Source organism: Anaerostipes faecis, from assembly GCF_910574135.1.
GTDB classification, from domain to species: domain Bacteria; phylum Bacillota; class Clostridia; order Lachnospirales; family Lachnospiraceae; genus Anaerostipes; species Anaerostipes hominis.
On record NZ_CAJSYK010000008.1, the window covers coordinates 40,479 to 52,189 of the forward strand.

Here is an 11,711-nt window from a genome sequence, read left to right on the forward strand (position 1 = left end):
TACTTATGCCCTAAGCTCAATTCCCAATGTTTTTAATTCATCCAGAATCTTATCGACAATCTTGTTGACCTCCGCTTCCTCCAGTGTTCTGTCCTGGGCACGGAAGGTCAGCGAATATGCCACAGATTTATATCCCTTGTCAATCTGGTCGCCCTCATAGACGTCAAACAGTTCAAAGCCTTCCAGAAGCTTTCCGCCTTTCTCCCTGAAAATCTTCTCAATCTGTCCTACAAAGATTTCTTTTCTCACAACCATGCTGAGATCCCTCTTCATAGCCGGGAACTTGGCCACGCCTGTATATTTGCGGTCAAAGGTTGCCTGCTCACAGATCACCGGCATATCGATGACTGCCACATAGACTTCCCCCTTCATATCATAATTTTCAACAGCCTGAGGATGCATCTGTCCGATATATGCGGCTTTTTCTCCGCCAATCAGCACATCAGCCTGGCGTCCCGGATGCATGAATGAATGGTCTTTGACCGGAACATATTCAGCCTGTCCGCCAAGTCCCAGGTCTCCGAACAAATCCTCCAGTGCCCCTTTCAGTGTAAAGAAGTCACAGTCGCCGTACATTCCCAGAGTGAGCTGCATCCGTTCCTCCGGAAGCTCAGTGAGCGGCAGCTCCTTCGGCAGATAGATATTTCCGAACTCATACAGGCGCACATTTTGATTTCTGTGGCTGTAATTGTTAGCCAAAGATGTCATCATGCCGTTTAACGAAACAGTACGCATGATGCTGAAATCCTCTCCCAGCGGATTGGAAATCTTAATGGCTTTCCTCTCCCCGGCGTCCTCCGGCAGCAGGAGCAGGTCAAAAACCTTCGGGCTTTCAAAGGAATAACACATGCCGCCGCTGAATCCGTTTTTCTCAACAGAGTCGCGGGCAATATCCTCCACACGGATTTTAAACGGCTTTTTACCCGCGGTGGCCTCTCCTCTCGGAAGAGTGACCGGAATGTTATCATATCCGTAGAATCTTGCCACTTCCTCTGCCAGATCCGCCATGCAGTTTAAATCCTGGCGGAAAGACGGGATCAGCAGTTTGTTGGAATCCACATCATATTTTACGTCAATCCGTCTGAAGTACTCGATCATATCTTCCATGGAGATCTTTGTGCCGAGAAGGGCATTGATCTTGTCCGTCTCTAGCGGAAGAGACACCGGCTGTTTTGGGTTTGGATATACGTCCACGGCTCCCCCAACCACTTCTCCTGCTCCCAGTTCTTCGATCAGCTGGCATGCACGGTCCATGGCAGCCATGGCATTTTCCGGGTCAAGCCCTTTTTCAAACTTGCTGGAAGCGTCCGTCCTAAGCCCGATTCTCTTGGAGGAAAGACGGATATTGGTGCCATTGAAGCAGGCAGCCTCAAATAATAATGTCTTAATATCATCCGTTACCATGGAGTTCTCGCCTCCCATGATACCGGCAATTCCGACTTCCTTTTCCCCGTCGCAGATCATGAGCACATCGCTGTCCAGATTTCTCTCCTCGCCGTCCAAGGTGGTGAACTTGTCACCGTCCTTGGCCCTGCGCACAATAATCTCATTTCCCGCTATGGTATCTAAGTCGTAGGCATGCATAGGCTGTCCATACTCTTCCATCACATAGTTCGTGATATCCACCAGGTTGTTGATCGGACGAATGCCCATGGCCGCAAGCCTTCTCTGCATCCATTCCGGAGACGGGGCAAGCTTGATATTCTTTACTACTCTGGCTGTATATCTTGGACAAAGATCTGTATCGTTTACGGTCACTTTGATAAAATCATTGACGTCCTCATCGTTGCCTGTCTCTTTTACTACCGGCGGATGGAACTCTTTGTGAAATGTAGCTGCCACCTCTCTTGCCATGCCGATCATACTGAAGCAGTCCACACGGTTTGAGGTGATCTCAAATTCCACTACCTGGTCACGAAGTCCCATGGCCTCCACAGCGTCATCTCCCGGTTTTACATCCTTCTTAAATATATAAATGCCGTCTTCCGGTGCCTCCGGATACATATCTTTGGTTGTTCCCAGTTCTTCCACTGAACACATCATACCGAAAGATGCCACGCCCCTTAATTTTCCTTTTTTGATCTTGATGCCGTTTTCCGGGTTCGGGCTTCCGTCATGGCCTCCGGCCACTCTTCCTCCCACTAAAACCACTGGGACCAGATCACCCTCTGATACATTGCTGGCACCTGTGACGATCTGGATGGTCTCTGTTCCCACATCCACCTGGCAGACGATCAGCTTGTCTGCATCCGGATGCTTTTCAATGGAAAGAATTTTTCCTACCACGATCTTTTCCAGGTTTTTATCTAATTCCTCATAACATTCCACATTTGATCCGGAAAGTGTCATCTTGTCCACATACTCCTGAATCGTACAGTCAAGATCCGGCACATATGCCTTGATCCATGAAATTGGTGTATTCATTCTCTATTCTCCTTCAATCATTATAAGTTATTTACCACTATTTCCGTCACGCTTTTGAAATGCGCTCCTCCAATAGTGGTAAATAACTTTCGAAAAGCAGCACATTTTTTTGACAGAGGCCCTCCTCCAGCAGACATTACGTCCATTTTCTACATGATTGGAGTGAAGCATTCTAAGAGCCGAACGGAAATCATGTGGAAAATGTCATACTATATTCACTGAAATCTTCCCAAACTTCCGCTTTAAAACTGGCTTAAGAACCTCTTGTCATTTTCATAAAGCAGGCGCATATCATCGATCTCATATTTCAGGAGCGCCACACGTTCCAGACCGATTCCAAAGGCAAAACCTGAGTAGATCTCCGGGTCGATCCCGCATGCCCTGAGCACATTCGGATGCACCATACCACAGCCTAAGATCTCGATCCAGCCGCTTCCCTTGCACATACGGCAGCCCTTTCCTCCACATTTAAAGCAGGTGATGTCCACCTCCGCGCTTGGCTCTGTGAATGGGAAATGATGAGGGCGGAATTTGACTTTTGTCTCCGGTCCAAAAAATTCAGTGGCAAACTGTTCAAGTGTCCCTTTCAGATCCGCAAAGGTGATTCCTTTGTCCACGACCAGTCCTTCTACCTGATGGAAGGACGGAGAGTGGGTAGCATCCACTTCGTCAGAGCGGAATACCCTTCCAGGCGCGATCATACGGATCGGCATTTTCCCTGTCTCCATCACACGGGCCTGTACCGGTGATGTCTGTGTCCGTAATAAAATATCTTTTGATATAAAGAAGGTATCCTGTTCATCCTTCGCCGGATGATTCTCCGGGATATTCAGCATCTCAAAGTTATACTTATCGTATTCCACCTCCGGACCTTCCACAACCTCATAGCCCATTCCGATAAATACCCTCTCCAGGTCTTCCAGGGCGATCTGGTTCGGATGGCGGTGGCCCTTTTCATGCACCTTTCCCGGAAGCGTCACGTCAATGACTTCCTTTTTGAGCTTTTCTTCCATGATCTTTTTCTTAAGCACAGACATTTCCTGCTCCAGTGCCTGTTCGATGACCGCACGTGTGTCGTTGACCATTTGTCCTACGATAGGACGTTCCTCTTTGGCAACATCCTTCATGCCCTTTAATACCTGGGTCAATTCTCCCTTTTTGCCTAGGACCGCTACTCTGATATCATTCAGAGCGTCCATGGCATCTGCTGTGTTGATCTTCTCCAAGGCTTCTTTTTTAATCGCCTCAAGTTTCTCCTTCATAATCACTTCTCCTTGTTTTATAATCTGATCTAATAGAAGAACAAAGTGGGCAAGCCCACTTCAACGCCCCAACCCCTCACTCTTTGAGGGGCTTGACAACTTTGCGTGCCAGATGCAATTTGCCGCAGGCAAATAATTTCCTTACGCATCTGTGCACAACCCGCGGAGCGTCTTTATTTCATAGGGAAGGTCGTAGAACTTTCCTATGAAATAAAAAAAATCCCATCCCTTATATAAAATATATAAGGGACGGGAATCATCTCGCGGTACCACCCTAATTCCAGGAAAAAACGACCTGGCTCTTAGTCTCCTGCGTAACGTGCAGATAACGTTATCCCCTACTGCTCTTTCAGGGATACGACTCCGGTGTGAAATTCGGGAAAGACTTCCTTACTGTGCACCTTCTCTGTCTTTATCATTCCTTATTTTATCACACAAAAGCGGAATGTCAAGACGGAAAACCGACTCTTTATCTCTCCCATCAGCCCTGCAGCGCACTGTGGAAAACCGCCTCATACAAAATCTGATAATCCTTCATGGTAAATGCAGATACATGAAAATCAGGTGAGGACAGCTCCTGTATCTTCTCCTGGATGACTTCTAAGACAGCATAATCAATATCCATGTGATCCATGACATTTTTATAAAAATCAAAATCATGTTTCTTCTGAAATAAGATACAATTTGCATGAAATAGGAATTCAAAGATCAGGCTGTTATTTAACTTGATATCAAGCTTCTTTGCAATTGCTCTCAGAGCACGGAAAAACAGTTCATTCGTTGTAAACGTATTGATTCCGGGGGTAAGCTTGGACGCAAACAAGAGATGTTTATCCGCGGATCTTAAAGTATAACTCTTTAGCTGGTTGTCTTTTAATATCTTCATCTCATCATTCTGGCTTATTAACAGGTTTGGGATGATGGAAATAATGCTGGCATTTTTCTTCACAGACAGCTTTAAAATCTCTTTCACCAGAATAAAGGAATGAAACTGGACATTATAAGACAATACCTTAGTCTTAGGAAAAAAGTAATTGGTAATGGTTTGTTTCATATCCGCGTCTGATAAGATCAGGACCCCCTGTCCCCGATTAATACTGACCGCAAATTCATATAAGTTCTCAAGGTTCGTTCGTGTCTCATTTCTTTTTCCGGATAAAACAGCAGGAAAGGTATGTATGATTCTCCGGTCAAAGAATAAATTGAAGATATTTGCGTAATTGCTTGCCAACAAATGATATTTTGAGGTAATAATCACAGGAATATGGATATCACTCATGATGAAGTGGGCATATGCCAGTATAGATTGAATCATTTTTTCTTGGGTTTTTGACAGTTTGCAGTGATTTGTCTGTGCTAATTGAAGTAGATTGTTGAACAGTGATTTCATCTGCGGTGTTTGAATATCCATAGAAGGGGTTTCCTTCACAATATCCAGACTTTTATCTTTCCGGAATACAGATAGAATCATATGTTCCACTTTTTCTTTTAAAAATGGGTCCTGGCAGAATACACTTTTATTGAATGCCTTTGTGATGCCTGAAATAAGCCTATCGCCGGAATAACTGTTCTCAGATACAACGCCAGTCACCCTGGAACAGATCAGCAGCTGCTTTGTAAAATAATCTGAAACTATATTTTTTGTTTCAGCCAAAGGCTCATTGGAGTTAAGAAACAATTTATCAAAATCAATTTCTCCGTTTGGTCTGATCTGTATCTTGTCAGGGATCTCTGCCTTTAGTTCAGGAATGGATTTTATAAAATCATCCCTTTCATTATCAAGCAGGACCGATGCATCTAACATAAGTTCATTGTTTTTGCCTGCAGTACTTGATGTATAGAGAATCCTTGAAATTGTATATAAAATCTCATTTTCTAATTGATGCAGGTTGCTGCACTTATGTAAAACCAGCTGAATGAACTGGGAAGATACAAACATTGTTTTATCTAAACGGTTGCTCTCTTTTTGGATCATACTCAATAGAATCGAAATCAACTCTGATTGCGGCCGGTCTTTTGCGGAAGGAAAGTTCAGGATGACAGGACTTATGGAATGAAGCAGGTCTGACTGTAATTCTGATGCCCCAATAAAGGCGATCATCGGCGCGTCTTTTTTATTTTTATATTGAATTTCAAGAGAATGTACAAAACCGCTTAAGATTTCAGAGTCTACGTTTTTTTGAACAAACTCGATTGCCAGGATAAAAATATTATGATCCTTTTCCATCATCTCTATGGTCTGCCTTAGATTGACGTAGATATCGCTGAATTCAATGTAATAAACCGATGATTCCCGGGAAGCCAATCCCAACGTTTTTGCACGGTTTAACATTTCTTCTAAGAAAAACTTCTTCCCCGTCCCAGCTTCCCCCTGCATAAAAAAGATCTTAAAGAAATATTTAGGGAGATAAAACACAGGCAGGATTCTGGTTACAGCTTCATATAAGGACCCATTTTGCTGACTTCCGACCATAGAAAACGACTGGACGATGGTCTGTTCTTTTGCAGGTACGTCATATCGGATGAAGTCTGAAATGGTTTCATTTTTATTCAATGTATCAGGGATGGATACAAAAGGAAAAGAGTTCCGGATGATCTCTCTTGAAATAAAAGTGGTGGGGCGTCCTGCCTTCTTGATTAATTTTCCTTCTTTATGCAGATCATTTAGGATACGTGACACATTTGTCCTGTCAATATATAACTCCATGGACAGAATAAGCGCATTGCATTTTTCAAAGGTAAAATTATGATGATTGATGCATTGCAAGGTTTCTTCTTTTAAATAGGATAAAATCTTCTCTTTGTTCGTAGACATGGCCATATCTCCTGCGTATATTTGGTGCTGATTACGGTGTTTCTATAACACACACAAATTGAATCAGACGTAATTAATATACACTTATCATACACGAAACTTAAAATTTATGCAAAATCCACAGTAAAAAGCTCAAATAGAGTGTAAATCAAGTGTGTATATAAAAAATTTGCGTATATAAAGATTGTGGGTTAGGATATGCCCAAGTGATGTAAGCGCATACAGAACGAATTACCATTTAACGGATAAAGGAGGATGTAGATGACAGACATTATAGTGGCGACACACGGGAGACTTGCAGAAGGTATGATCGATGCATTGGAACTTATGATAGGGAAGCAGGAAAATATATGGTTTCTTGGATTGCGGCATGAGGACAGTATTGATTCTTTTATCAAAAGGGTCGATTCTTTCGCCGCGGACACAGATCACGATATCTTATTCATGACAGACTTATTAGGAGCCAGCCCATACAATGCCGCAGCCCAGGCGATTCATCATAACAGGGACAAACATGTTATCTGTGTGTCGGGAATTAATTTATCTATGCTGGTGGAAGCAGCTTTGAAAAGAAACGATATGAAACTGGATGAGCTGGCAGATTATCTTGTTGAGACCGGAAAACAGGGAATTGCTAAATTATCATTAAATATGGAGAAAGGAGGGACATTATGAGCAAAATAGTATTATCACGGATTGATGACCGTTTGATTCACGGCCAAGTCATGACAGCATGGGTCCAGCATATGGGAGGGAATGAAATTGTGATCGTAGACGACAAAGTCGCAAAGGATCCATTTTTAAGCGCAGTCATTACAGGTGCAGTACCAAAGCACCTAAACGCTCACGCAATGACCGTTGACGACGCCGCAGAGTATTTAGAAAAGATAAAAGATGAGGATAAAAACATCATTATTTTAGCAAAGGGACCCAAGGTTTTTCTGGATTTGCTTGAAAAAGGTGTCCAAGTAAAAGAAATCAATTTAGGCGGAATGGGTTCTACTCAAGAGCGAAAAAAATTATATAAAAATATTTCAGCAAGTGATAAAGAAAGAGATATGTTGAAGCAATTGTCAGCACAGCATGTACATGTCTATATTCAGGTCGTGCCAAATATGGAAACTGTAGAGATAAATAAAATACTTTAAACGGAGGGAGAAACATGCATATTTCAATTTTACAGGCAGTTTTGATTGGCCTGGTCTACTATTTGGGAGCAAATGGGACACCATGGCTTACTGTTAACATGAGCTGGGCGTTGAGAAGGCCTTTAATATCCGGGATCCTGGTTGGTCTTATCTTAGGCGATCCTGTCAAAGGCTGTATGGTCGGTGCGGCGATCAATGTAACCTATCTTGCACAGATTACGGCAGGCGGCGCCCAGACCATGGATGAGGGCCTGGCGGGAACTGTCGGAACAGCACTGGCAATCATTTCAAATGCGTCCACAGGAGTCGCAGTGACACTTGCAGTACCGATTTCCTTACTGGGCAACTTATTATGGATGATTTATATGACAGGGGATATTTTCATTGTCCATAGAACCGATAAAATCGCGGAGACAGGAGATGTAAAGAAAATTATTTTCTATAACATCGTTCCTTCCCAGATTTTTAAGTGCATCATTTATACCATTCCGGTAGCAATTGCCGTATACAGCGGGTCAGGTGTTATTACAAGCATGCTGCAGGCATTAAAGGGAACACCGGTGATTGATGTATTGACTACGATCGGGACAATTCTTCCTGCCCTTGGTATTGCAATGAATTTTAAAGCCATCTTATCTAACGCTGGGGCAAAAGCATACTTATATCTGCTGTTAGGTTTTATTTTATCTATTTATATCAACCTGCCGTTGGTGGTTATCGGTATTTTAGCAGTGATTATAGCACTTTTACAGAACAGCGAAAGTTCAGCTTTAAGTTAGGGAGGAATCAACATGGAAACCATAGAAAAAAAGAGATTAAGTAAAAAAGATATCATCAAGTCCTATCTGATCTGGACATTCTTCAGCCATTCAACCTACAACTATGAACGAATGCAGGCTTCCGGGGTGCTGCATACCCTGGCGCCGAGCCTGGAAAAATTATACGGAAAAGAGACACAGGAATTAAAAGACGCATGTAAACGGCACATGGAGTTCTTTAATACAGAACCTAATGTAGGAGGCTGTATCTTAGGGATTACTCTTGCCTTAGAAGAGCAAAAAGCAAACGGTGAAGATGTAGACGAAGAAATGATTTCAAGCATCAAAACAGGTTTGATGGGACCTCTGGCAGGCATCGGCGACACAATCTGGCAGGGAACGTTATCCCCCATAGCATTGGGTATTATCCTTGGAATGGCAAAGGCCGGAAACTTCTTAGGACCGATCATCTACCTAATAATCATTGGTGTTGTGCTATTCGGCCTTGGTTACTTATCCTATACCAAAGGTTACTACATGGGACGCGAAGGTATCGGAAAGATCATCGGAAGCGGTTTACTAAATAAAGTAACCGAAAAAGCAACCATCGTCGGGGCAACTGTACTGGGAGGACTGGTGGCATCTTATGTAACTGTATCCTGCGGATTAAAGTTAAATTTAAGCACAGGTACACTGGACGTGCAGACTGCGGTATTTGACAGTATCTTAAAAGGTATCCTGCCGTTGGGAATCACTCTATTAACTGTATTTATGTTGAGAAAGAAAGTCAATGTCAACGTCATATTGCTGGTGCTGATCCTAATTGGCACAGTGGGAACACTGATCGGATTCTTTTAGAGGATAAACCATGAAGATTATACTAAATGCTGACGATTTTGGATTGACTCATGAAGCAAATCTGGGAATTGCAAAAGCCTTCGATGAAGGTTTCTGCTCCCAGGCTTCTGTCGTAACCAACACGAATTATTTTGATGAGGCAGTGTCCATCGCAGAAAAAAATAACTTTAAACACAAGGTCGGCTTACATATCAATCTGTCCGACGGGACCCCGTTAACCTCCGGGATCAAGAAACTGAAACAATATGCCAGATCAGATATGTTTGATTATCATCCGGACTTTCTTCACAGAGTGACTCCAATCTACGCAGATGTCATCGCAGAGGAATTAGAAGCACAGATCCAAAAGTATCTAAGCGGAGGTTTTTCTCTGATGAATATCGACTCCCACCACTGTGCATTTTATGATATTCCGGTTCTTTACGGATTGATGCCCTTGTTAAAAAAATATAAATTTGAATCTGTCCGTTACATTGGAAACAGTTTTTTTAACGGGAGTAAATGGCGGCATTTCTACGGCGCCCAGTGGAAGAAAAAAATGGATCAGCTGCATCTTCGTCATGCAGATTATTCCAGCAGTGTGGCCACCTTTGATAAAAACCGCAAAAGCCGGAATCCTCAGCTTATGAAGGAAAAGAAGGCAGAGGTATACGTTCATCCTGTCTTAGTTGAGGGATATTTTATTGATAACTACACAGGCGGTACGCATCTTAAGGATAGTTTCAAAAAGACCAAATTAGACAAAATGAAATTTATTACATCCAGAGACTTATAAAGAAAGAAGAGATAAGAATGAAAAAGGAAGAAATTATTTTGGGAATCAAAAAAACCGGCTTAATGGCAATCGTCCGGGCAGAAACCGTGGAACGTGGTTATGAGATTGCCCAGGGATGCCTGGATGGCGGAGTCAACGTGCTTGAAATCAGCTATACCAACAACAACGCCGGAGAAGTGATCTCTGCTTTAAAAAAGAAATATAAAGATGATCTGCTTGTTGGTGCGGGTACCGTCCTAGACGGAACAACGGCCCGCCTTGCAATTATGAGCGGGGCACAATTTATCATTGCCCCCTGTTATGACGAAGGTGTCGCGCAAATTTGCAACTTATACCAGATTCCATATGCTCCGGGATGTACTTCTTATACGGAAATGCTGACGGCACTAAAGGCAGGCGCATCCTTCATAAAGGCATTTCCAATCTCCAATTACTACGGCCCCAGCTTAGCTAAAGTGGTGAAAGTCCCATGCCCCCAGGTGCCGGTTATGGCATCAGGCGGAGCTGACTTCGACAACCTTGCAGAGTGGTTTGAAAACGGAGCTGACTGCGTTGGCCTGGGCGGATTACTTACCAAAGGTTCCACAGAGGAAATTGCGGCAAACGCAAAAAAGCTGCGTGATATTGTAACAGACATAAGAAAAGGGTGAGCCTATGAAGACGATTCTAGTAACACCGAGAGGGTATGCAAAATACGGCAGTAAAGCAGGAAAACGTTTAGAAGCACTTGGCTATGAAATGGACGTCAATCATACAGGCAGACCACTTCCAAAAGACGTGTTTGCAGAAAAAGCAAAGCGGGCGTACGGGATCATCGCGGGCGTTGACGAACTGAATGAAGAACTCCTCCGGGAATGCAGGCACCTGAAAGCCATTGTGAAATTCGGGGTTGGGACCGATAACATCGATCTTTCTGTCTGTGAAGAACTTGGGATTAAAGTCGGCCGCTGTATCGGAACGAATTCCAATGCAGTCGCAGAACTCACCATCGGAATGATGTTTGCGGCGGCAAGACATATTGTGAGCAATGCTATGAATGTCAAAAGTCACGGATGGAACAAACCAACGGGACTGGAACTCTTTCATAAGAAAATCGGTATTATCGGGTTTGGCAATATCGGAAAACATGTCGCGAGAATAGCAAACGGGATTGGAATGGAAGTTCTTATCTATGATGTGTTTGACGCTGCCCAAGATGTACTGGCTGAATACAACGCAAAACAAACATCTGTGGAACAAATCCTGAAGGAATGTGATTTTATCTCCATCCACGTGCCGCTTACACAAGAGACAAAGGACATGATCTCAATCAAAGAATTTAAAATGATGAAGGACACGGCTGTTTTAGTAAATGCAGCCCGGGGTGGAATTGTAAACGAATATGCACTTTACGAAGCATTAAAAAACAAGGAAATCTACGCCTGTGCATCCGACGTCTTCACCTCAGAACCTCCCCAGAGGGAACCTTGGATTGATGAGCTGCTCAAGATGGATCACTTTATCCAGACGGCCCACATCGCATCCCGTTCAGTAGAGTCTGAAATCAATACTGTGAATGCAGCAACTGATACGATGATCCAGCTTTTACAGGATCAAAGTAAATAATTCTCCAGAAAAAAGATCTTCCTGCAGACATCTGCAGAAAGATCTTTTTTACATATAAGTCCTATT

The 11,711-nt window shown here is 43.2% G+C and carries 10 protein-coding genes and 1 other annotated feature; of the genes, 7 read left to right on the forward strand and 3 right to left on the reverse strand.

Features of this window, described 5'->3' with window-relative positions:
- Nucleotides 1-3: 3 nt before the first annotated feature.
- The 3 genes from pheT to QGT46_RS07190 all read right to left on the reverse strand — a co-directional run bounded on the left by pheT (nt 4) and on the right by QGT46_RS07190 (nt 6,501).
- Nucleotides 4-2,424 (reverse strand): phenylalanine--tRNA ligase subunit beta, encoded by a 2,421-nt coding sequence (pheT, locus tag QGT46_RS07180; RefSeq protein ID WP_148459943.1) that lies wholly within the window; start codon nt 2,422-2,424, stop codon nt 4-6.
- Nucleotides 2,425-2,666: 242 nt separating this feature from the next.
- Entirely contained in the window at nt 2,667-3,686 is a 1,020-nt protein-coding gene (pheS, locus tag QGT46_RS07185; RefSeq protein WP_024727983.1) for a phenylalanine--tRNA ligase subunit alpha, read from the reverse strand.
- Between the two features lie 242 nt (nt 3,687-3,928).
- Nucleotides 3,929-4,102: a binding site (T-box leader), on the reverse strand.
- A gap of 65 nt (nt 4,103-4,167) precedes the next feature.
- Nucleotides 4,168-6,501: a hypothetical protein gene (locus QGT46_RS07190; RefSeq protein WP_301590143.1), complete on the reverse strand. Its 2,334-nt coding sequence runs from the start codon at nt 6,499-6,501 to the stop codon at nt 4,168-4,170.
- Between the two features lie 261 nt (nt 6,502-6,762).
- On the opposite strand from QGT46_RS07190, the gene QGT46_RS07195 reads away from it, so the two are divergent.
- Genes QGT46_RS07195 through QGT46_RS07225 form a run of 7 tightly spaced genes read left to right on the forward strand, consistent with a single transcriptional unit; the run spans nt 6,763 to nt 11,645 of the window.
- Nucleotides 6,763-7,176 (forward strand): PTS sugar transporter subunit IIA, encoded by a 414-nt coding sequence (locus tag QGT46_RS07195; protein ID WP_148459944.1) that lies wholly within the window; start codon nt 6,763-6,765, stop codon nt 7,174-7,176.
- On the forward strand, nt 7,173-7,649 hold the full coding sequence (locus tag QGT46_RS07200; protein ID WP_301590146.1) for a PTS sugar transporter subunit IIB: 477 nt from the start codon (nt 7,173-7,175) through the stop codon (nt 7,647-7,649). Before QGT46_RS07195 ends, QGT46_RS07200 begins: the two co-directional genes overlap by 4 nt.
- Before the next feature lie 14 nt (nt 7,650-7,663).
- Nucleotides 7,664-8,428 (forward strand): PTS mannose/fructose/sorbose/N-acetylgalactosamine transporter subunit IIC, encoded by a 765-nt coding sequence (locus QGT46_RS07205; protein WP_006568889.1) that lies wholly within the window; start codon nt 7,664-7,666, stop codon nt 8,426-8,428.
- 12 nt (nt 8,429-8,440) lie between these two features.
- Entirely contained in the window at nt 8,441-9,265 is an 825-nt protein-coding gene (locus QGT46_RS07210) for a PTS system mannose/fructose/sorbose family transporter subunit IID (protein ID WP_148459946.1), read from the forward strand.
- Nucleotides 9,266-9,275: 10 nt separating this feature from the next.
- The gene (locus QGT46_RS07215) at nt 9,276-10,040 is read left to right on the forward strand and encodes a ChbG/HpnK family deacetylase (RefSeq protein ID WP_148459947.1); all 765 of its coding nucleotides are present in this window, start codon (nt 9,276-9,278) and stop codon (nt 10,038-10,040) included.
- Between the two features lie 17 nt (nt 10,041-10,057).
- Entirely contained in the window at nt 10,058-10,690 is a 633-nt protein-coding gene (locus tag QGT46_RS07220) for a ketohydroxyglutarate aldolase (RefSeq protein ID WP_148459948.1), read from the forward strand.
- Nucleotides 10,691-10,694: 4 nt separating this feature from the next.
- Nucleotides 10,695-11,645, forward strand: a complete 951-nt coding sequence (locus QGT46_RS07225) for a phosphoglycerate dehydrogenase (RefSeq protein WP_148459949.1) — start codon at nt 10,695-10,697, stop codon at nt 11,643-11,645.
- The last annotated feature ends 66 nt before the right edge of the window (nt 11,646-11,711 follow it).

Bases quoted from the DNA above. Each gene is read 5' to 3' on its own strand.
- QGT46_RS07210 (WP_148459946.1), top strand. From the start codon at position 8,441: ATGGAAACCATAGAAAAAAAGAGATTAAGTAAAAAAGATATCATCAAG.
- QGT46_RS07205 (WP_006568889.1), top strand. From the start codon at position 7,664: ATGCATATTTCAATTTTACAGGCAGTTTTGATTGGCCTGGTCTACTAT.
- pheT (WP_148459943.1), bottom strand. From the start codon at position 2,424: ATGAATACACCAATTTCATGGATCAAGGCATATGTGCCGGATCTTGAC.
- QGT46_RS07220 (WP_148459948.1), top strand. From the start codon at position 10,058: ATGAAAAAGGAAGAAATTATTTTGGGAATCAAAAAAACCGGCTTAATG.
- QGT46_RS07215 (WP_148459947.1), top strand. From the start codon at position 9,276: ATGAAGATTATACTAAATGCTGACGATTTTGGATTGACTCATGAAGCA.
- pheS (WP_024727983.1), bottom strand. From the start codon at position 3,686: ATGAAGGAGAAACTTGAGGCGATTAAAAAAGAAGCCTTGGAGAAGATC.
- QGT46_RS07225 (WP_148459949.1), top strand. From the start codon at position 10,695: ATGAAGACGATTCTAGTAACACCGAGAGGGTATGCAAAATACGGCAGT.
- QGT46_RS07195 (WP_148459944.1), top strand. From the start codon at position 6,763: ATGACAGACATTATAGTGGCGACACACGGGAGACTTGCAGAAGGTATG.
- QGT46_RS07200 (WP_301590146.1), top strand. From the start codon at position 7,173: ATGAGCAAAATAGTATTATCACGGATTGATGACCGTTTGATTCACGGC.
- QGT46_RS07190 (WP_301590143.1), bottom strand. From the start codon at position 6,501: ATGTCTACGAACAAAGAGAAGATTTTATCCTATTTAAAAGAAGAAACC.